We start from the raw sequence: 19464 nt of genomic DNA, 5'->3' as shown, positions 1-19464 counted from the left end.
GGGGTGGTGGAACCCACGCGTGACGCACCTTAAGGCGCCACCCAGTTCCCCACCCAGCCCTGCGCCCCGCGCTCAAAGCGCGCACGCACCCCGCCCTGCGCGTCCAGCCTGAGCCAGTCGAGCGTATCAGGCTCCACCACCAGCACCGCGAAAACATCGCGCGCGGCCTCGGTTTCCGCCAAACTGGGCCGCCGCGCCAGCAGATCGGCAGGCAGCGCGCTGCCTGCCTCTGCCAGCGGTGCGCCCGGGCCATGCGTGGCCAGATAGCATCGGCGGCTGAACACCGCCGCAGCATCCCAGGCGGCATCGGCCAAGGCGCCGTGCTGCTCGATCCGTGCCGACCCGGCCAGGCGCAACTGCACGCGCGCCGCCGGATCATAGGCCAGCACGCTGGCACGGCCGTATCGGGCGATCGTCGCCACCTTGGGGCTACGTGCATCGGTGTGAAAACGCAGCGCTGCCAAATCAGGTGCCACTGCACGCAATACCATGATCCGCATCTCGCCATCGGGTGTGCCCACCACGGGACAATGCATGGCCGCATGCCGATCGGCGACAACGGCATCGAGCCGCGCCTGGGCATCGCCAAGAATTTCATCCAGATTATTCATAGCGATGGTGTGGCGCGGACAATGCGAGATTGCAAAGATGAACGATTGGGCCGTTTTATCAACGGCGTTACCAATATGAACGGCGGGCTATCCATTCGGTTCAGCGATGTGACAGCGGCAATGCTCTATCACTATTGGCAAGTGATGGGAAACCAATGCCATCGCGCGACATTTCCTGAAAACACGTTCGAAAGGGAGACGGCCATGGCCGCCAGTAGAAAATGGACAACGAAGATCGGCGCGGCGCTGGCCGTTGCCTCGCTGGCAGCCGCCGTTCCCGTTACGGCCTTTGCCGATGATCATGGCGATCACCGCGGTGGTGAAAACCGCGGCGGTTTCCCCGGTGGTGGCCAGCCGCGTGGCGGTGGTTTCCCCGGTGGCGGACAGCCCCGCGGTGGCGGCTTCCCGGGCGGCGGGCAACCGCGCCCGATGCCGCAAATGCAGCAGCAGGCGCCCCAGCCCATGCCGCAGCAAGGCCCGCGCGGCCCGCAGGGCGGCTTTGGCGGCGGTTTCCAGGGCCAGCCCGGTGGCTGGCGCGGCGGCCATGCCGTGCCGCAACCCGGTCAACCGCCGCAGCCAGGCTGGCAGGGCAACGCCCCTGGCGGGGATCGTGGCCCCGGCCGTCCCGGTTGGAACAATGACGGTGGCCAGGGCCGCCCGGGTTGGAACAACAACGGCGGACAGGGTCGCCCCGGCTGGAACAACAACGGTGGCCAAGGCCGTCCAGGTTGGAACAACGATGGCGGACCGGGTCGTCCCGGCTGGAACAACAACGGTGGCCCCGGTCGCCCTGGTTGGAACAACGATCGTGGTCCCGGCCGTCCCGGCTGGAACAACAACGGCAACTATGGCCGTCCCGGCTGGAACAACGATCGCGGCCCCGGCCGTCCTGGTTGGGGTGACAACCGTGGCCCCTGGCGCAACGATTGGCGCCAGGATCGCCGCTATGACTGGCAGGGCTGGCGCAGCGACCATCGCGATCTGTTCCGCGGGCCGCGCTATTTCGCCCCGATGCCCAACTATCGCTACAGCCGCCTGAACATCGGCATCTATCTGGGCGCACCATTCTTTGCCCAGCAATACTGGATCGCCGATCCGTGGGCCTATCGCCTGCCGCCAGCCTATCCGCCCTATCGCTGGGTGCGCTATTATGACGATGTCGTGCTGATCGACACCTACACCGGACAGGTGGTGGACGTGATCTACGACTTCTTCTGGTAAGAACGATGACACGGGAAGGCTGGCCTTGCGCCGGCCTTCTTGTATGCGGTGAACGTCCGCGCGGCGGGGAACGCCCCGTTCAGAGCGTGCCGATCGCGCCCAGAATGTTGCGCATCATCGCCAGCCCGTCATCGGTCAGGCGGACATAGCGCCGGCGCAGATCGCCCGTGTCGGCCTGGCGATACAGCAGCCCTTCACGTTCAAGCCGCGCGATCCAGCGCAGAATCGTGGTGGAAGGCACGCCGGCTTCCAGGCACACGCTCGACACCTGCAATTCGGTGCCGCGCTTGTGAGCGATATAGAGATCCAGCAGGATGTCCCACGCCGGTTCGCCAAACAGGCCCTTCACCGGTGTCACCCCGTCGCGACGCCGGCGTAATGCATACAAGGCCTTGGCAATGCGGAAGGATTCCGCTTCGGCATCGACTAGGGCATCCAACGGAACGCGACCTCCCACAACTGGAGCAGTTTTGCTGCCTAAGGGAACTGCAGGCGCGAATGGCTTGGTCGTCACAGTGGTTCCCGTTACTTTCGCGAGGCCTTCGGTCGGACACAATGCCCAAACCGCTGGACAGCTTCAGGTTAACCGCACCTTGCAATAGCCCCATATCGACAATATTTCGCGAGAATTATCAACGATTTCGGTCCACATCGGACCAAAACCTACCAGAATTTACATTTGCGCCCGCTTTCCCAAGGGTTCCTGCCGAGCCGGCTTGCAGCCAGCGACACGTTCTTGCATGACGTCCCTATCATGGTTTTGTTCCGTTCCGAGCCCCATCCCGACAGTGCCGATCTCAAGCGTATCGGTAACCAGGTGCGCACGCGCCTCGATGCCGATCCGGCCGCCTATCGCATCCCGGTCGAGGATTTCGAGATCTATGCCGTGGGCGAATTCTTCACCCGGCCCGAGTGCGAGCGGCTGATCGGCGTGGTCGATGCCGTGGCCCGCCCATCAGACACCTACAGCACCGATGGCGGACGCACGAGCTATAGCGGCGACGTCAATCCCCACGATCCGTTCATCCGCATGCTGCAGCGGCGGATCGACGATCTCATGGGACTGGACCCTGCCTTTGGCGAAACCATCCAAGGCCAGCGCTATCAACCCGGCCAGGAATTCAAGGCGCATTTCGATCATTTCCGCCCGTCAGACCCGATGTGGGCCGAAGAAATGCGCAACGGCGGCCAGCGCAGCTGGACGGCCATGGCCTATCTCAACACCGTGGAAGAAGGCGGCTCGACCGACTTTCCCAAGGTCAACCTGTCGGTTCCACCCCAGCCCGGCGCGCTGCTGATCTGGAACAACATGAACCGCGACGGGCGGCCCAATCCCAAGAGCATGCATGCCGGGCGGCCGGTGATCCGCGGCGTCAAATACGTGCTGACCAAGTGGTATCGGTCCCGTCCGTGGAATTGAGGCCTGGCACCAGGCTGGTGCGCGCCTTCCTCCTTTCCCTGCTGGCGGCATCGGCCCTGGCCACCCACCCGGCCGGGGCGCAAGCCCTGCCCGCCGCCGCCACAACAACCACACCCGATCAACGCCAGCGGAGCGATGCGGCACTGGCCGTGTTCCTGGCGCAGGATGACGCCGCCCGCCGCGCGCTCGATCCGCTCGACACCCTGGAACGGGGCGAGCCACTGACGGCCGAGCAGTTCCGCCTGATATTCGATCCGGCGCTGACCACGATGCAGCGCGCGCGCAATGCCGCCGCGCGCGATGCCCTGGCGCGGATCAACCCCGACACGCTCGATCCGGCGCAGCGCATTTCGGCCAAGGCCTATGCCGCCGTGCTCGATGACGAGCAGGCCATGCTCAGCCCCCCGGTAGCCGACATGCTGGCGATGATGCCGCTCAATCCTGTCGGCGGATTGCAGGTGGAATATCCCGGCCTCGCCTCAGCCGGCGGGCCGATGGAGCTTGCTACCGGCGCAGACCATGCCGCCAACCTGGCGCGCGATCGCGCTTTGCCGGCGGTATTCGATGCGGCCATCGCCCGCTATCGCGAAGGGCTGGCGCGCGGCGTGACCAGCCCGCGCCCGGTGGTGGAAACCCTGATCGGGCAGATCGACGCGCTGCTGGCACGCCCGCCCGAGCATTCCCTCTTCATGACCCCGGCGCAGCAGGCACAAGGCCTGAACGGCAAGTCTGCCATGCTTGCGCGCCGCCGCCTGCTGGCCGAATATCGCGCCGCCACGATCGAGGCAGTCTATCCCGCCTATCGCACCCTGCGCGCGTTCCTTGCCAACGAATATCTGCCCGCCACGCGCGAGAGCGTCGGCCTCGATGCCCTGCCCGGCGGCGCCGCGCTCTATCGCGCGCTCTTGCACCACCACACCACGCTCGATCTCGATCCCGCGCAGGTCCATACCCTGGGCCTCGCCGAAGTGGCGCGCATCCAGGCCGAGATGGACCTGGTCAAGACCCAGCTTGGCTTTACCGGCTCGCTCCATGCGTTCTTCGACGAAATCCGCGTCGATCCGCGCTATCACCCGCGCAAGACCGAGGATCTGGCCGCGGGCTATCGCCGCGTGGCTCAGGTCGTGGCGGCGCAGGCACCGCGCTTCTTCATCACCATGCCGCGCACGCCGCTGCTGATCATGCCGCACCCAGCCTATCGCGCGCGGTTCGAGGCGGGCGGCAGCTACAGCCCCGGCACTGCCGATGGCAGCCGCCCGGGTGTGTTCTATTTCAATACCTTCGATCTCAAGAGCCGGTTCATGACCGGGATCGACACGCTCTATCTGCACGAAGGCGCGCCGGGCCACCATTTCCAGATCAGCCTGGCCCAGGAAAACCCGCGCCTCCCCGATTTCCAGCGCTATGGCGGCAACACCGCCTATGTCGAAGGCTGGGCGCTCTACGCCGAAACCCTGGGTTATGCGATGGGGCTGTACGATGATCCCATGCAGCACTGGGGCACGCTGGATGACGAGATGCTGCGCGCCATGCGGCTGGTCGTCGACACCGGGCTGCACAGCCAGGGCTGGAGCCGCGCCCAGGCGCTGGACTACATGCTCGCCAATTCCGGGATGGGCCGCAGCGATGCGCAGGCCGAAGTCGATCGCTATATCGCCGATCCCGGCCAAGCCGTGGCCTACAAGATCGGCGCCCTCACCATCCAGCGCCTGCGCGGCGAAGCCGAACGCCGCCTCGGCCCACGCTTCGACCTGCGCGCCTTCCATGCCCAAGTGCTGGGCAGCGGCGCGCTGCCGCTGCCGGTGCTGGAAGACAAGATCCACGATTGGATCGAGGAACAGGCGGCGCGGTAGCTGGCCAAGAAGAAGCTGGACCCCGGATCAAGTCCGGGGTGACGAAGAATATGAGGTATTTTAAACACCTCAAATCAAATACCTAACGTCACCCCGGACTTGATCCGGGGTCCAGCCTTATTCCTCAATACCACGCCCGAACCAGGCGCGCGTGATTCTCAAAATGATTACACACGAAGCCACGAAGCCACGAAGAAGCCCCTTCTCTTCGTGTCTTCGTGGCTTTGTGTGGAAATTTGGAAAAAGAGCGGCCCCGACGATAGGGCGCATCAGTTCCAAAAGCGTGACGCCTCGCGAAGTGGACTGAAACGTCCGAGATTGGTGGATCGCTGTTCCTCGCTGCTATCGACCGATGGCGTAAAGTTGGCTTAACATCGTGGCGACGTCGCTATCTCGATCCGGATTACTGGGAAGCCCAATTCGATCGCAGACTATAGCTGTCAAATAATTGGCGATTTCGTCGGTCGGCGCATCGGTTTCGAGCAGCTTCAGCACTTGAAGCGCGTACATGTCGTATTCGTCGGAGGCTCCCTCGATACCGCGCACGCCGATCGGATCCCAAGCCCAGTGCAAAATGATTTGGATCATTTGAAGGTCTGCGATGCTGCTCATTGCGCGTTTCTGCGACACGTATCGAACATCTGCAACTGGGCGAGCCCAGCCCTCACCCGTGCGGCTGTGGCCCCAAGGCCGGATCGAGATCGCGCGGCCGCGTCAGGTCAACCAGCCGTGCGCAGTTCGCATCCACATCCGCCCAGCGCGCCACGTCCAATTCCAGCACGGCGAAAGTCGCGGTAGGGAACTTGGCCTCCACCACATCGCGCAAGGGGCTTGATCCATCATCGGGCACCAGATCGAAGATCAGGTCTTCCAGGCCCGGATTGTGGCCGATCATCAGCACGCTGCCGGGATCGCCGGGCAATTCGCGCAAGAGGTCCATCAGCGTGGCCGAGCTGGCGAGGTAGATGCGGCGGTCCCATTCCACCGGAAACACGCGGTTCCACGCCTTGCTGGCCCATTCGATGGTTTCGGCCACGCGCACCGCCGGCGAGGCGATTACGCGGTCGAAGCGGCGGCCGCTGTCGCGCACATGCTCGCCCATGGCGAGCGCGCCGCGCTGGCCGCGTTCGTTGAGCGGGCGGTCGAAATCGCGGGCGCGGGCATCGCTCCAGTCAGACTTGGCATGGCGGAACAGGGCGAGCGTCTTCACGGCGAACTTTCGACTTTCGATGCCAACACCGCCTCATCAACACGGCCGGCGATGGATTGTAAAGCCTGCTCCAGGCTCACCCGGCGCACTGGCGTGCCTTCGGGGAAGGCAGACAGCAGGCGCGACGGGAAGGCCGAGGAGAGGACCACGAAATGGCCCTTGTCATCGGCCGAGCGGATCAGGCGCCCGAAAGCCTGCGCCAACCGCGCGCGAATGATGCGATCATCATGCCCCTGCGCGCCGCCCTCTTCGCGCGGGGCGGCCATGCGCCGGGCGCGGTGCAGGATCGATGGCTTGGGCCAGGGCACCTGCTCCATCACCACCAGGCGCAGCGACTGGCCCGGCACATCGACCCCGTCGCGCAGCGCGTCGGTGCCCAGCAGCGAGGCGCGCGGATCGTCGCGAAAGATATCCACCAAGGTGCCGGTATCGATGGGGTCGACATGCTGGGCATAGAGCGGCAGCCCGGCGCGGGCCAGGCGATCAGCAATGCGCCCGTGCACCGCGCGCAAGCGGCGGATCGCGGTGAACAGGCCCAGCACGCCGCCGCCGCTCGCCTCGATCAGGCGGGCATAGGCGCCAGCCAGCGCGGCGATATCGCCCCGCGGCACATCAGTGACGATCAGGACCTGCGCCTGGTTGGGATAGTCGAACGGGCTCTTGGCGGCGAACAGCTCGGGCTGCACCTCCAGCCGCGCGGCACCGCTGCGGGTGATCGCCCCGCTCCAGTCACCGCCATCGGTGAGCGTGGCCGAGGTCATCAGCACGCCATGGGCCGGCGCCAGCACGACTTCGGCAAAGGGCTTCATCGGATCGAGATGGTGGCGGTGCAGCCCCATGTCCCATTCCCGGCCATCAGAGCGATCGAGGGCCAGCCAATCGACGTAATCGGGATCGGCCGGCCCACCGAGCCGGCCGAGCAGCGCGATCCAACCCGCAAGCAGGTCAGTGCGCCACTGGATGGCACTGCGTGCGCCCTCGATCCGCGCGCGCGCCTGGCCGTCGAGCCAGTCGGGCCCTTCCTCCACGATCGCTTCCAGGCGCAGGGTCAGGCGCAGCAGCGGCTGGCGCAGGTCTTCCAGCGCTTCGAGCGCGCCGGCGGCAGCTTCCAGCATCGGACCATCGAGCTGCGCCGCTTCGGTTTCCAGGCCATAGCCGGCCTCGGTGCCGCCGCTTTCATCGCGGGCGAGCACGGTGGCGCGCACGGCCGCCAGCAGACGCTCCACCGGGCCATCGGGCGTGCCTTCGCCAATCCGCGCCAGCCAGCCGTCGCCGGGCAAAAGTTCGGCGGCCTCGCGCGCCTGGGTGATCGCCATGGCGCCCGCTTCGTCATAGCTGGCGACATCGGCCAGCCGCGCCGAAAGCCCGCGCCGCCGCCCGCGTGACTTGCCTTCCGGGCCGATCACCCAGCGGCGCAGCTCGATCGCCTCGGCCCCGGTCAGCGCCGCGCCAAACGTGCTGTCTGCGGCATCGAACACGTGGTGGCCTTCGTCGAACACGATGCGCGTGGGCCGCTGCGCGACATCGCGGCCGCGCGCAGCGTTGACCATGACCAGCGCGTGGTTGGCCACCACCAGCTCTGCCTCGGCACTGGCGCGCGCGGCGCGTTCGATGAAGCATTTGCGATAGTGCGGGCAGCCGGCATAGACGCATTCGCCGCGCTGGTCGGTCAGGGCGGCAATGCCGCGCTTGCGGAACAGCGTGCCCAGCCAACCGGGCAGATCGCCGCCGATCATGTCACCATCCTGGCTATAGGCCGCCCAGCGCGCCACGAGATGCGCGAGGATCGCCGGCCGCCCGGTAAAGCCGCCCTGCAAGGCGTCTTCCAGGTTGAGCAGGCACAGATAGTTTTCGCGCCCCTTGCGCACCACCACCGGCGGCGGCGCCTTGCTGCCCGGCGGCGGCATGGCAAAGGCACGCGCGCTTTCGCGGCGCAGCTGCCGTTGCAGCGCCTTGGTATAGGTGGAAACCCAGACCGTGCCGCCCGATTGCTGGGTCCACAGCGATGCCGGCGCCAGATAGCCCAGCGTCTTGCCGGTGCCGGTGCCGGCCTGGGCCAGCACCACATGCGGCTGCCGCGCCCCCCGGCGCGGCGCGAACATCTGCGCCGCCTCGCGCGCAAAAGCGCGCTGGCCTGGCCGGTCTTCCGCCCCGGCGCCGGTCAGCGTGGCGAGCCGCGTCTCCACCGCTTGCGGATCGAGCACGACTTGCGCCGGCTGTGGCCGCTCGCCCGCCTCGTCCCATTCGGGCAGGCGCGAAAACAGCCAGCGCTCGGCGCGTTCGGGCCGCGCGATCTGCCCGCTCAGCAACGTGGCCCAGGGCCAGCGCAGCTTGATCATGGATTGCAGCGCGCTCCACGCCCCTTCCCGCTCTGGCCAATCGGGCGCAGCAGTGGTGGCCAGCAAGGCTTGCGCCGCCTGCTGCAACAGCAGCGGCACGTCAGCGTCTCCGGCCGGTTGCGGCAGGCCCAGCGCATTGGCCAGCCCCTTGGGCGTGGGCACCACGAAACGCGCAGGATGGACGAAGGCGTAGAGCTCGAGCAGATCGAGGCCCGACAGATCGGGATAGCCCAGCCGGCTTGCCACCAGCGGCGCATTGAGCATCAGCAGCGGCGTATCGGCCGCCGCCACGATCGCCTCACCCTTGCCCACCGTGCGGGTGGAGGGGAACAGATCAACCCCGCGCAGCCAGCAGCCGCTGTGGCTGGCATGGACTGCGGGCAGATCGAGCGCCGGCGGGGCGGGATTGCCCGGGTCTGGAGCAGCAGGGACAGCCATGCCCGAACCTGTGAACGAAAATGGAACGAGGGGCAAGCATACACCCGTGCCCCACCCCCTCCACTTAAACAATCCGCGCCGGCGCCGTTTTTGCTGGCGAACCGGATGGGAACCGCCGGATCGTCACTCAACCCATAGTGGAGAATGGGAAAATGGCAGTCATCAACACCAATATCGCGGCGCTTCGTGCCGCCAACGCCTCTATCACCGCGTCGCAACAGACCGGCGTTGCGATGCAGCGCCTGTCGACCGGCAAGCGCATCAACAGCGCCAAGGACGACGCCGCGGGCCTGGCCATCACCACCACCATGACCGCGCAGATCCAGGGCATGCAGCAGGGCGTGCGCAACGCCAACGACGGCATCTCGATGGCGCAGACCGCCGATGGCGCGCTCAACGAAGTGACGGCGATGCTCCAGCGCATCCGCGAACTGGCGGTCCAGTCCAAGTCGGCCACCTACCAGGATTCCGATCGCACCGCGATGCAGTCGGAAGTGGGCAACCTCACCGCCCAGATTTCAGACGTGCTCAACAACACCCTGTTCAACGGCAACAACGTGTTCAAGGTGATGACCAGCACGCCCGCCACCGATGGCAGCGACGATCTCACGCTCGATATCCAGGCCGGCGCCAACACCACCAACGTGGTCACGCTGCGCTCCAAGGCGTTCGATGGCCAGATCCTGTTCGGCTCGGGCGCATCGACCTATGATGCCGCATCCACCACCCAGGCGCTGGACGTGAGCGATTCCGCCAAGGCTTCGACCACGATGGACAACATCGACTCCGCCCTGGCGCAGGTGACGGCCGTGCGTGCCGAATTCGGTGCCGGCCAGAACCGTCTGCAATCGGTGGTCAACAACCTGACCGACAACGTCACCAACCTTTCCGATGCGCGCAGCCGCATTCTGGATACCGATTATTCTGCTGAAACCACCGCCATGGCCAAGGCGCAGATCCTCGCCCAGGCATCGACCGCGATGATCTCGCAGGCCAACCAGAACCAGCAGAATGTCCTGACGCTCCTGAAGTAAGTCCCCCATCCACACCCGCTTCGGGAGCCTCCACGGAAATGCGGTACAGCCCACCCCCGGGCTGTGCCGCATTTTCGCATGGAACCGCCGCATCAACCGCCCCAAATGCCTTGCCTTCGCGCGCGGCAGGCGCGAAAGGGCGGGAACCATGACCCAAACCGAACTCACCACCGCCGCCCAAGTGTCGAAGTCCTGGCCGTTCGAGGAAGCGCGCAAGCTGGTCAAGCGCTATCCCGGCGGGAAACGCGACGGCGCGGGCGAGCTGGTGCCGGTGCTGTTCGAAACCGGCTATGGTCCCTCGGGCCTGCCGCATATCGGCACCTTCCAGGAAGTGTTGCGCACCACGCTGGTGCGCCGCGCCTATGAAGTGCTGACCGGTGGCCACCCCACGCGCCTGGTCGCCTTTTCCGACGACATGGATGGGCTGCGCAAGGTGCCCGACAACGTGCCCAACAAGGACCTCCTCACCGCGCACCTGCAGGAGCCGTTGAGCCGCATCCCCGATCCGTTCGGCAAGTACGAAAGCTTTGCCCACCACAACAACGCGATGCTGCGCGAATTCCTCGATCGCTTCAGCTTCGACTATGAATTCGTCTCGGGCGCCGAACGCTACAATTCGGGCGCTTTCGACGAAGCGCTCAAGAGCGTGCTGCGCCACTTTGACGCCATCATGGGCATCATGCTGCCCACCCTGCGCGAGGAACGCCGCAAGACCTATTCGCCGGTCCTGCCAATCTCGCCCAGCAATGGCCAGGTGCTGCAGGTGCCGATCGAGGTGGTCGATGCCGAAAGCGGCATGATCCGCTTTACCGACGTGACCGGCGAGGTGGTCGAGCAATCAATCCTGGGCGGCAAGTCCAAGCTGCAGTGGAAGGTCGATTGGGCGATGCGCTGGGTGGCGCTGGGCGTCGATTACGAGATGTGCGGCAAGGACCTTACCGACAGCGTGACGCAATCGGGCCGCATCGCCCAGGTGCTCGGCGGCCGCCGCCCCGAAGGCCTGATCTACGAACTGTTCCTGGACGAGAAGGGCGAAAAGATCTCGAAGTCCAAGGGCAATGGCCTGACCATCGAGCAATGGCTCGATTACGGCAGCGAGGAATCCCTCGGCTTTTACTTGTTCCGCGAACCCAAGAGCGCAAAGTCGCTGCACGTGGGCATCATCCCCCGCGCGGTCGATGAATACTGGCAGTTCCGCGAAAAGCTGCCCAGCCAGCCGGTGGAGCAGCAACTGGGCAACCCGGTGTGGCACCTGCTGCGCACCAATGGCGAACAATCTGGCGCGGGCGACAAGCTGCCGGTGACTTATGGCCTGCTGCTCAACCTCGTCGGCGTGCTGGGCGCCCATGCCACGCGCGAACAGGTGTGGTCATACCTTGCCAACTATGTCGACAATGCCGATCCGGCCGCCCATCCCGCGCTCGACGCGCTGGTGACGCGGGCGCTGGCCTACAACCGGGATTTCATCGCGCCCACGCTGGTGCGGCGCAAGCCCGAGGCTGGCGAGGCAGCGGCGCTGGCCGCCCTCGACGAAGAACTCGCCGCGACGAGCGACGATGCCACGGCCGAGGAATTGCAGAATATCGTCTATGAAATCGGCAAGGACCCACACTACGGCTTCGAAACCCTGCGTGACTGGTTCAAGGCGCTGTATGAGACGCTGCTGGGCTCTGCCCAGGGCCCGCGCATGGGCAGCTTCATCGCGCTGTATGGTGTAGGCAATACGCGCAAGTTGATTGCTGAGGCACTGGCAGAGGGCTGACACGCCCTCCCCCAGCCCCTCCCGCAAGCGGGAGGGGAGATAGCTGTTTCCCCCTCCCGCTTGCGGGAGGGGGCCAGGGGGAGGGAATGTTATCCCGCCCCCAACAGCATTACGGCATCAGCACGGCATTGATCACGTGCACCACGCCGTTGGACTGCGGCACATCGGCGATCGTCACCGTGGCCTTGCCGCCCTTGGCGTCGGTCAGCACGACATTGCTGCCATCGAGCATGGCGGTCAGGGGTTCGCCTTCCACCGTGGTCAGCGTGGCAGTGCCGCCGCCGGCCTTGATCTTGGCGATCAGGTCAGCCGCCGTCACCTTCCCGGCCACCACGTGGTAGGTCAGGATCTGGGTCAGCTGCGCCTTGTTTTCAGGCTTGAGCAGCGTGTCCACGGTGCCTGCCGGCAGCGCGGCAAAGGCTTCGTTGGTCGGCGCGAACACGGTGAACGGGCCCTTGCCGTTCAGCGTGTCGACCAGGCCGGCGGCCTTGACGGCGGCGACCAGCGTGGTGTGATCGGACGACTTCGACGCGTTTTCGACGATCGTCTTGGTGCCAACCATCGCGGCGCCACCGACCATCTTCGACGCGGCGGCCTGGGCGGCGGGGGTGAGCGCAAGCGCCAGGCCGGCAGCGGCCAGCGACGCATAGAACTTGCCTTTCAGCATGGGAAACTCTCCACTCGGCATCATTGCCGCCGTTCGAACCAGATCAAACAGGCAGAGTTCCAGCACATGCCCCTGCCCACAAGGGCAACGCGGCGCAAACAAATGAAACGAAGCAGATTTTTAGGGAAAGGCCGCCTTTCCCTTTCGGGCGACGCACGGCAGGTGGCGCGGCATCCGCTGCTGCCCGGCCGGGTCAATCGTCGTCCAGCGCTGCCGCCAGACCGCTGCGAATCTGCTCCAGATGCACGCGCAGCCGCGCCACCGCGGCAACCAGTTCGGTTTCCAGGGCGGGGCTGGCCGTGCCCATGGGCGCGGTTTCCCGATCCGCTGCCAGCGTTGCAGAGACCGGGCCTTGGTCGGGCTTGTCCGACGCCACAGGTGCGCTCACGCGCAGGCCACCGTCCAGTGCCTGTCTCGCGCCGCGAATGGTATAGCCTTCGTGATTGAGCAGGCGGTCGATAGTGGCCACCAGCGCGACATCGTCCGCGCGGTAATAGCGCCGGTTACCAGCGCGCGTCAGCGGGCGCAGCATCGGAAACTGCTCTTCCCAATAGCGCAGGACATGCGGCTTCACGCCCAGGAGCCGGGCCACCTCTCCGATCGTGCGCAAGGCATCGGGCGCCTTGCCATCATCAATCACACTTTCGGGAGAAACGAGATGGCCCTTATCCGTCATGTATCCATTCTATCAGGAACCGTCGCTGATGCGATCCTTCAGCATCTGGCTGGCGCGGAAGGTGAGCACGCGCCGTGGCGTGATCGGCACTTCCACCCCGGTCTTGGGGTTGCGCCCGATGCGTTCGGCCTTGTCCCGCAACAGGAACGTACCGAAACCGGAAATCTTAACATTCTCGCCTTCGGACAGTGCACCACTCATGTGCTGCAATATGGCCTCGACCATTTCGAGCGAATCCGCCCGTGAAAGACCGACCCGACGATTGATGCTCTCGGCCAGATCGGCCCGTGTCAGCGTACCAACAGAACGCATGGTTGTTTTACCCCCCGGTAAAAAAATCCCTTCCCGTCCCATACAATAGCGCGTTTTGCAGGACAGGCAATGCACTCCATTCCGTCAAAGCCCTGATGGATTTTCTGCGCAGCAAAAATCCAGCGATGATCGGACTGTTTCAGATCGTTTCAGGCATCCCCATGCTCCAAAACGGTCGTGAAATCGCTTGGCGCCACGATGGCGCGAATCACATGCGCGCGATGCACGCCCCCCAGGTGAAGCCGCCGCCCATCGCTTCGAACACCACCAGGTGGCCCTTGGTGATGCGCCCGTCGCGCACGGCGGTGTCAAACGCCAGTGGCACCGAAGCGGCGCTGGTATTGGCGTGCTGGTCCACCGTCACCACCACCTTTTCCGCCAGCAGGCCGAGCTTGCGCGCGGTGGCATCGAGAATGCGGTAGTTGGCTTGATGCGGCACCACCCAATCGATATCGGCAGAAACATGGCCGGTGTCGGCCAGCACTTCCTGCAGTACCGAGGCGAGATTGGTGACGGCGTGGCGGAACACCTCGCGCCCCTTCATCCGCAGCTTGCCCACCGTGCCCGTGGTAGAGGCACCACCATCGACATAGAGCAGCTGGTTATGCGCGCCATCGGCATGGAGGCGGGTGGCCAGAACGCCCGGCGCCGCCGCGTCAGCCGGATCGACTTCGCGGGCTTCAAGCACCATCGCCCCCGCGCCATCGCCAAACAACACGCAGGTGGTGCGGTCTTCCCAATCGAGAATGCGGCTGAACGTTTCCGCGCCGATCACCAGGGCGCGGCGCGCCATGCCGGTGCGTAGCATGGCATCGGCCGTGCCCATCGCATAGAGAAAGCCCGAGCAGACCGCCGCCACGTCAAATGCCATGCCGCCATTGCAGCCCAGCGCCTGCTGGACGATCGTGGCCGTGGCGGGAAAGGTCTGATCCGGCGTTGCCGTGGCCAGCACGATCAAGTCGATGCTGGCAGGTTCGATCCCCGCTGCCTCGATCGCGCGGCGGGCGGCGAGGATGGCGAGCGAGGACGTGGTTTCGCCCTCCCCCGCGATATAGCGATTGCGAATGCCCGTGCGCTCCACGATCCATTCGTCGGTGGTATCCACCATCTGCGCCATTTCAGCGTTCGAAACGGCACGTTGCGGCAGAGCAGAACCGCTGCCGGTAATAACCGAGCGCAGAGTCACAGCGCGGTTTCACCTTCCGTGTTGGCCGCGCGGCGTCGGGCCGGCTGGCGAATCGTATCGGGATCGACCGCAGCCACATCGGCCGCGATGCGCTCGATCAGGTTTTCCTCCAGGAGGCGCGCGGTCACGGCGACGGCATTGGCCACCCCCATGGCCGATGCGCTGCCATGGCTTTTCACCACCACGCCATTGAGGCCGAGGAACACCGCCCCATTGTGGTTATTGGGATCGAGATGATGCTTGAGCGTTTCGGTCGCCGGTCGCGAGATCAGGAAGCCCAGCTTGGACCGCAGCGACGAGGCGAAGCTGCGACGCAGCAGATCGCCCACAAAGCGGGCGGCGCCTTCCATCGCTTTCAACGCGATGTTGCCGGAAAAACCATCGGTCACCACGACATCGAAATCGCCGCGCGAGACCTTGTCCGCCTCGGCAAAGCCATCGAACGTCAGCGCGAGCGAGGCAGCGGCCTGCTTGAGCAGGGCGGCGGCATCGCGCAGGTTTTCGGTGCCCTTGGTTTCTTCGGTGCCGATGTTGAGCAGGCGCACGCGCGGGCTGTCGAGCCCGTGGACAATGCGCGCATAGGCTGCGCCCATGATGGCGAACTGGAACAGATTGCGGGCATCGCAATCGGTGTTCGCGCCCAGGTCGAGCATGATGACATCGTGCGTGCCCAGCGTGGGCAGGAGGGCAGCCAGTGCCGGGCGATCGATGCCAGGCATGGTGCGCAGCGCCAGCTTGGCCATGGCCATGAGCGCGCCGGTATTGCCGCTGCTCACCGCAGCGCCAGCCTCGCCACGCTTCACCGCATCGATGGCCAATCCCATCGACGTGGTGCGTGCGCGGCGCAGGGCTTGGGTGGGCCGTTCATCGCCGGCCACCGCTTCGGGCGCGTGGAGGATTTCCGACGCGCTGCGAAGGTTGGGATGATGGTCAAGGGCTTGAGCGATCTTCGCCTCGTCCCCGACCAGCAGGAACTTGAAGCGATCGTGGCGCCGACGCGCAAGCGCGGCGCCTTCGATCATCACGCGCACGCCTTCGTCGCCGCCCATCGCATCGACGGCGATTCTGGGCAGGCTCATGATCCGATCATCCCTCCGTCAGATCGGCTCAGGCGCCGACGGCGATGATTTCGCGACCGTTGTAGTGACCGCAAGCGTTGCACAGCATGTGCGGGCGCTTGAGTTCACCGCAGTTCGAGCATTCGTGGAATGCTTCTGCCTTCAGCGCATCGTGGCTGCGGCGCATGCCCCGGCGGGACGGGGAGGTCTTTCTTTTTGGGACGGCCATTTCGGCACCTGTTCCTGAAAATTACAACGATTGCGGGCGCGATAGGGAAAACCGTGCCACCGCACAACCCCGCATCTCACGACGAAGGGTTCATACGGCTTCCGTTCTGGATTAGAGCGGGTGGACCGGCATCGCCTATCACGGGCGAAGGCCGCGCCTATACGGATTTTCTGGTGCTTTGCAAGCATGGCCTCGTCGCAAAGGCGGCATTTGGCCCATGCACTGGCGCAGAAAACCTGGGCAGAACATGCGAGAGGGGAAAATACGCGATGCCGATCATCCTGCCCATCACCCTGGTTTCCGCCGGGGCGGCGGCGATTCTCAATTTCTGGCTGATGGTGCGCATCGGCATGGTGCGGCGCGAGGCCAAGATCGCGCTGGGCGATGGCGGCCATCCACCGCTGATCGCGCGCATGCGCGCCCAGGCCAACTTCATCGAAAGCGCCCCGATCGTGCTGGTCCTGTCGGGCCTGGTGGAACTGGCGCGGCCGGGCAGCCCGTGGCTGCTCGGCGTCATGGGCATCTATATGCTGGGCCGCGTTGCCCATGGCGTGGGCATGGATGGCAAGCAGCCTTCGCGCCTGCGCATGATCGGCGCGCTGACCACGATTCTCGCGCTGCTTGGCCTTGCCGTCTGGGCGATTTCCATCGCGGCCGACGCCTGAAAAACCTGGGGGCCTGATTCGCTACGAATCAGGCCCGCCCCGTTCAGGCGAGCGCGGCATCCCCCACCCAGGGGTTGCTCGCGCGTTCATGGCCAAACGTGCTGCGCGGGCCGTGCCCTGGATTGAACATCACGTCGTCGCCCAGCGGCCACAGCCGCCCGGTGATCGAGGCGACCAGATCGTCAAAGTTGCCGAGCGGAAAATCCCAGCGGCCAATGCCGCCCTGGAACAGCACATCGCCCACCACGGCAAAGCGCGAGGGCTGGTGGAAAAACACCACGTGGCCCGGCGTGTGCCCCGGGCAATGGAGCACGTCGAGCGTCAGATTGCCCACCGTGACCGTATCGCCCTGGCCGAGCCAGCGCGTCGGCGTGAAGATTTCCGCCGGCACGCCCCAGCGGCCGCTATCCTCGGCCAGCTTGGCAATCCAGAACAGGTCCGCCTCGTGCGGCCCTTCGATCGGCACGCCGAGGTCACGCGCCAGCTGCGCCGCGCCGCCGCAGTGATCGAGGTGGCCATGGGTGATCAGCAGCTTTTCCACCGTCACGCCAGCCTTGGCCACCAGGGCCTTGATCCGGTCGAGATCCCCCCCCGGATCGATCACCGCCGCCTTCATCGTGGCCGTGCACCACAGCAGCGTGCAGTTCTGCTGCAACGGCGTAACAGGCAGGATCGCCACTTGCATGGGCGGCAGGGTGCTGGATGGGGTCTGCTTCATGCCCCTGAAATGGCCAGCGCGCCGGCAAATGGCAAGCCGTTGGCGCGCCGCACCTTCAGATCTTGCCGCCCTTCCACACCACGCGGCCGACCACGTCCACATCGGCCATGGGGCGTTCCATGCGGGGATAGGCGGGGTTGTCGCTGATCACGCGGATCATGCCCGCCGCGCCCGCTTCCAACCGCTTGACCAGCAGTACATCGTCCACGCGGATTACGTGGATGCCGGCGCGCAACGGGCGCGGGGTGCGGTCGACCAGGATTTCGTCGCTGTCGCGCAGGGTCGGCTCCATCGAATCGCCTTCCACCTCAATCACGCTGAGCATGGCCGGATCGAGGCCCTGCGCCTTGAGCCAGCGGCTGGAAAAGCGCAGTCGGCCGACCGGCACTTCATCGGCCGTCAGCGCGCCCGGCCCGGCCGAAGCGCCCAGCGCCAGGCGGGGAATGTCGGCCCATTCGGCCTGGGTTCGCGGTGCGGAAAGACCGACGCCATCCTGGCGCAGCGCTGCGGGCACATGCACCGCCGGATCGGGCGCGCCCAATTCCGCCTCGTCCACGCCAAAGAACCGCGCCAGGGTGCCGCGATCGATCTCTTCCAGCTTGCGCGGCGAACCCTTGCGCACGAATTGCTGGAGATAGCTGGCATTGCGCCCGATCAGCCCGGACAGCGCCGAGAGCGAAACCCCCCGCGCGGCAGCCAGTTCGACCAGCCGCGCCCGCGCCGGATCGAGCGGCTCCCCACCGCCTTTGCCTATTGCGCCAGCGCTTTCGACAGATTCCAGAGACTTCGCCATGCTGCGTCCAAACTCGACGGATTTTTCCTAGACACTAGGTCTATACCGCAGTTTATAGGATTTTTATCGGGATTTGTCCACAGGACTGCACCGGAATCCGAGGAAATTTCATGCCACGATTCAAACCATGTCCTTAACCATCCAGACCAGCCGGCATGGCCGCGACAGTGGCAAAAGCGCCAAAGAACATTTCATGAACATATTGGGTTTTCAACACAAAGGATTGCTTCCCATGCTGCGCAATCACGATGCTTTCGGCCCCGGCAATGCCCCTCGCCCGCGCCGAGTCGCGGCAGGCTTGGCGCCCCGCGTGGTGCGCAGCGTGCTGGCGCTGGCCGGGCGCAGCGCACAACTCATCGACCACCGCGAACGACCCTGGGCCAGCGTCACCTTTTCCGGCGCGCGCCATACCGTGATCCTGCGCTACACCGGGTGGGAAGCGTGCGACGATGGCGAGGCGCTGATTGCCGCCCTGCCCGACCATGAATTCACCGTGCCCGGCGCGGTGGTGGCCGATGTGACCGTGGTGCGCACCGACGAGGCCATGCTGCCGCAGCGCACGCTGGAGGTGGAGCTGGAACTGCTGCTGCTCGATCAGGGGTGAAGCGCAAATAGGACCTCAAGGTGCCAATTCGCTTTTCCACTCAGCACTCAACACTCAACACTCAACACTCAACACTCAACTTGGAGAGAAAAATTGGAACAAAATACTGAAAAAAAATTCATCGAAGTTAGCACTCAACAGTGCAAATATGAACCCACGGGCTGGATCGTGGAGGCAATTGATCTAGAGGGCTCAATTGAGCAAGCCATGTTTTATGGCAACAACGCACAATTTCGGGCAAAAAATTATGCGTCGCAGCAATACATTCTATAAATTAGGGAAAAATTTCGAATTCGACCTCATCCACACACGTCTGCGGCCTGGAGTGCGTATCGCGCGTACGCCATTCTCCGTCTCGTACCGAAATTTCCGAAATTTCGTCTACGAACATACAACGCCATTCGCCACCGGGTGGAAGCCCCTTAGCCCGTCTTATTCATCAGGGTGGGGCAAAGGGTTGGCGGGAGTGGCGTAAGCCTCTGATCTGAATTAGGATCTGGGTGTCTAGTCCGAACCTGCCGCAGGGCAGAAAATGCCACAGGCCACACCCGCCATGAACGTCGATAGCGCAAACCCATTCCGATTCCCAGCAGTGGCGCGCAAGAAAGTGACCGCCGCGTTTGATGGTGGCCGGCTCACCTCGGATGGTGGCGTGCTGCTGCTGGCGC

General features: G+C 65.0%; 20 protein-coding genes. 7 read left to right on the top strand and 13 right to left on the bottom strand.

Annotated features, from left to right (window positions below):
- Window positions 1-29 precede the first annotated feature (29 nt).
- Window positions 30-611, bottom strand: coding sequence for a flavin-binding protein (locus ABIC78_RS11780; RefSeq protein WP_354489839.1), 582 nt, complete (start codon window positions 609-611; stop codon window positions 30-32).
- Window positions 612-815: 204 nt separating this feature from the next.
- Here ABIC78_RS11780 and ABIC78_RS11775 point away from each other — a divergent pair, with 204 nt between their 5' ends.
- A complete protein-coding gene (locus ABIC78_RS11775) occupies window positions 816-1832 on the top strand; it encodes an RcnB family protein (protein ID WP_354489837.1) in 1017 nt (338 codons plus the stop codon).
- A gap of 79 nt (window positions 1833-1911) precedes the next feature.
- Here ABIC78_RS11775 and ABIC78_RS11770 read toward each other — a convergent pair whose 3' ends face one another.
- Window positions 1912-2346: a MarR family transcriptional regulator gene (locus ABIC78_RS11770; protein WP_354489835.1), complete on the bottom strand. Its 435-nt coding sequence runs from the start codon at window positions 2344-2346 to the stop codon at window positions 1912-1914.
- 240 nt (window positions 2347-2586) lie between these two features.
- Between ABIC78_RS11770 and ABIC78_RS11765 the strand changes: the two genes are divergently transcribed.
- Together ABIC78_RS11765 and ABIC78_RS11760 are read left to right on the top strand one after the other, a co-directional pair.
- The gene (locus tag ABIC78_RS11765) at window positions 2587-3252 is read left to right on the top strand and encodes a prolyl hydroxylase family protein (RefSeq protein ID WP_022676162.1); all 666 of its coding nucleotides are present in this window, start codon (window positions 2587-2589) and stop codon (window positions 3250-3252) included.
- Window positions 3253-3269: 17 nt separating this feature from the next.
- On the top strand, window positions 3270-5105 hold the full coding sequence (locus ABIC78_RS11760; RefSeq protein ID WP_354489833.1) for a DUF885 domain-containing protein: 1836 nt from the start codon (window positions 3270-3272) through the stop codon (window positions 5103-5105).
- A gap of 342 nt (window positions 5106-5447) precedes the next feature.
- Here ABIC78_RS11760 and ABIC78_RS11755 read toward each other — a convergent pair whose 3' ends face one another.
- From ABIC78_RS11755 to ABIC78_RS11745, 3 genes are read right to left on the bottom strand one after another with little or no spacing between them, the layout of a single operon-like run.
- Window positions 5448-5717, bottom strand: coding sequence for a hypothetical protein (locus tag ABIC78_RS11755; protein ID WP_354489831.1), 270 nt, complete (start codon window positions 5715-5717; stop codon window positions 5448-5450).
- Between the two features lie 52 nt (window positions 5718-5769).
- Entirely contained in the window at window positions 5770-6315 is a 546-nt protein-coding gene (locus tag ABIC78_RS11750) for a SixA phosphatase family protein (RefSeq protein WP_107715653.1), read from the bottom strand.
- The gene (locus tag ABIC78_RS11745) at window positions 6312-9092 is read right to left on the bottom strand and encodes an ATP-dependent DNA helicase (RefSeq protein WP_354489829.1); all 2781 of its coding nucleotides are present in this window, start codon (window positions 9090-9092) and stop codon (window positions 6312-6314) included. Before ABIC78_RS11745 ends, ABIC78_RS11750 begins: the two co-directional genes overlap by 4 nt.
- Window positions 9093-9244: 152 nt before the next feature.
- Between ABIC78_RS11745 and ABIC78_RS11740 the strand changes: the two genes are divergently transcribed.
- Together ABIC78_RS11740 and ABIC78_RS11735 are read left to right on the top strand one after the other, a co-directional pair.
- Window positions 9245-10126, top strand: a complete 882-nt coding sequence (locus ABIC78_RS11740; RefSeq protein WP_309804145.1) for a flagellin N-terminal helical domain-containing protein — start codon at window positions 9245-9247, stop codon at window positions 10124-10126.
- A gap of 148 nt (window positions 10127-10274) precedes the next feature.
- On the top strand, window positions 10275-11888 hold the full coding sequence (locus tag ABIC78_RS11735) for a lysine--tRNA ligase (protein ID WP_054131987.1): 1614 nt from the start codon (window positions 10275-10277) through the stop codon (window positions 11886-11888).
- Between the two features lie 109 nt (window positions 11889-11997).
- On the opposite strand, the gene ABIC78_RS11730 is transcribed toward ABIC78_RS11735, so the two are convergent.
- From ABIC78_RS11730 to rpmF, 6 genes are all read right to left on the bottom strand, one after another.
- Complete coding sequence (locus ABIC78_RS11730) at window positions 11998-12555, bottom strand: fasciclin domain-containing protein (RefSeq protein WP_022676836.1); 558 nt, start codon at window positions 12553-12555, stop codon at window positions 11998-12000.
- A gap of 193 nt (window positions 12556-12748) precedes the next feature.
- Window positions 12749-13231, bottom strand: a complete 483-nt coding sequence (locus tag ABIC78_RS11725) for a MerR family transcriptional regulator (RefSeq protein WP_171792537.1) — start codon at window positions 13229-13231, stop codon at window positions 12749-12751.
- 12 nt (window positions 13232-13243) lie between these two features.
- Window positions 13244-13543, bottom strand: coding sequence for an integration host factor subunit alpha (locus ABIC78_RS11720; protein WP_022676834.1), 300 nt, complete (start codon window positions 13541-13543; stop codon window positions 13244-13246).
- Window positions 13544-13751: 208 nt separating this feature from the next.
- On the bottom strand, window positions 13752-14729 hold the full coding sequence (locus ABIC78_RS11715; protein ID WP_354489826.1) for a beta-ketoacyl-ACP synthase III: 978 nt from the start codon (window positions 14727-14729) through the stop codon (window positions 13752-13754).
- Window positions 14726-15808 (bottom strand): phosphate acyltransferase PlsX, encoded by a 1083-nt coding sequence (gene plsX, locus ABIC78_RS11710; RefSeq protein WP_054131985.1) that lies wholly within the window; start codon window positions 15806-15808, stop codon window positions 14726-14728. Before plsX ends, ABIC78_RS11715 begins: the two co-directional genes overlap by 4 nt.
- A gap of 28 nt (window positions 15809-15836) precedes the next feature.
- On the bottom strand, window positions 15837-16016 hold the full coding sequence (gene rpmF / locus ABIC78_RS11705; protein WP_022676831.1) for a 50S ribosomal protein L32: 180 nt from the start codon (window positions 16014-16016) through the stop codon (window positions 15837-15839).
- 269 nt (window positions 16017-16285) lie between these two features.
- On the opposite strand from rpmF, the gene ABIC78_RS11700 reads away from it, so the two are divergent.
- Window positions 16286-16681, top strand: coding sequence for an MAPEG family protein (locus ABIC78_RS11700; protein ID WP_354489823.1), 396 nt, complete (start codon window positions 16286-16288; stop codon window positions 16679-16681).
- A gap of 43 nt (window positions 16682-16724) precedes the next feature.
- On the opposite strand, the gene ABIC78_RS11695 is transcribed toward ABIC78_RS11700, so the two are convergent.
- Both ABIC78_RS11695 and ABIC78_RS11690 read right to left on the bottom strand, forming a co-directional pair.
- Window positions 16725-17399 carry an MBL fold metallo-hydrolase gene (locus ABIC78_RS11695; RefSeq protein WP_354489821.1) on the bottom strand — a complete coding sequence of 225 codons (675 nt, stop codon included), beginning with the start codon at window positions 17397-17399 and terminating at the stop codon, window positions 16725-16727.
- Between the two features lie 55 nt (window positions 17400-17454).
- Window positions 17455-18192, bottom strand: a complete 738-nt coding sequence (locus ABIC78_RS11690; protein ID WP_354489819.1) for a S24 family peptidase — start codon at window positions 18190-18192, stop codon at window positions 17455-17457.
- Window positions 18193-18424: 232 nt separating this feature from the next.
- On the opposite strand from ABIC78_RS11690, the gene ABIC78_RS11685 reads away from it, so the two are divergent.
- On the top strand, window positions 18425-18796 hold the full coding sequence (locus tag ABIC78_RS11685) for a hypothetical protein (protein ID WP_354489817.1): 372 nt from the start codon (window positions 18425-18427) through the stop codon (window positions 18794-18796).
- Window positions 18797-19464: the final 668 nt, after the last annotated feature.

The sequence above is a fragment of the Novosphingobium sp. 1529 genome (genome assembly GCF_040544855.1).
Taxonomy (GTDB): Bacteria; Pseudomonadota; Alphaproteobacteria; order Sphingomonadales; family Sphingomonadaceae; genus Novosphingobium; species Novosphingobium capsulatum.
The sequence above is the reverse complement of the archived record's forward strand: the minus strand, read 5'-3'. Positions and strand labels throughout refer to the sequence as shown.

Excerpts from the sequence above, each read along its gene's own strand:
- ABIC78_RS11775 (WP_354489837.1), top strand. The coding sequence starts at position 816 with ATGGCCGCCAGTAGAAAATGGACAACGAAGATCGGCGCGGCGCTGGCC.
- ABIC78_RS11780 (WP_354489839.1), bottom strand. The coding sequence starts at position 611 with ATGAATAATCTGGATGAAATTCTTGGCGATGCCCAGGCGCGGCTCGAT.
- ABIC78_RS11730 (WP_022676836.1), bottom strand. The coding sequence starts at position 12,555 with ATGCTGAAAGGCAAGTTCTATGCGTCGCTGGCCGCTGCCGGCCTGGCG.
- ABIC78_RS11740 (WP_309804145.1), top strand. The coding sequence starts at position 9,245 with ATGGCAGTCATCAACACCAATATCGCGGCGCTTCGTGCCGCCAACGCC.
- ABIC78_RS11695 (WP_354489821.1), bottom strand. The coding sequence starts at position 17,399 with ATGAAGCAGACCCCATCCAGCACCCTGCCGCCCATGCAAGTGGCGATC.
- ABIC78_RS11765 (WP_022676162.1), top strand. The coding sequence starts at position 2,587 with ATGGTTTTGTTCCGTTCCGAGCCCCATCCCGACAGTGCCGATCTCAAG.
- rpmF (WP_022676831.1), bottom strand. The coding sequence starts at position 16,016 with ATGGCCGTCCCAAAAAGAAAGACCTCCCCGTCCCGCCGGGGCATGCGC.
- ABIC78_RS11720 (WP_022676834.1), bottom strand. The coding sequence starts at position 13,543 with ATGCGTTCTGTTGGTACGCTGACACGGGCCGATCTGGCCGAGAGCATC.
- ABIC78_RS11755 (WP_354489831.1), bottom strand. The coding sequence starts at position 5,717 with ATGAGCAGCATCGCAGACCTTCAAATGATCCAAATCATTTTGCACTGG.
- ABIC78_RS11700 (WP_354489823.1), top strand. The coding sequence starts at position 16,286 with ATGCCGATCATCCTGCCCATCACCCTGGTTTCCGCCGGGGCGGCGGCG.
- ABIC78_RS11745 (WP_354489829.1), bottom strand. The coding sequence starts at position 9,092 with ATGGCTGTCCCTGCTGCTCCAGACCCGGGCAATCCCGCCCCGCCGGCG.
- ABIC78_RS11735 (WP_054131987.1), top strand. The coding sequence starts at position 10,275 with ATGACCCAAACCGAACTCACCACCGCCGCCCAAGTGTCGAAGTCCTGG.
- ABIC78_RS11725 (WP_171792537.1), bottom strand. The coding sequence starts at position 13,231 with ATGACGGATAAGGGCCATCTCGTTTCTCCCGAAAGTGTGATTGATGAT.
- ABIC78_RS11685 (WP_354489817.1), top strand. The coding sequence starts at position 18,425 with ATGCTGCGCAATCACGATGCTTTCGGCCCCGGCAATGCCCCTCGCCCG.
- ABIC78_RS11690 (WP_354489819.1), bottom strand. The coding sequence starts at position 18,192 with ATGGCGAAGTCTCTGGAATCTGTCGAAAGCGCTGGCGCAATAGGCAAA.
- plsX (WP_054131985.1), bottom strand. The coding sequence starts at position 15,808 with ATGAGCCTGCCCAGAATCGCCGTCGATGCGATGGGCGGCGACGAAGGC.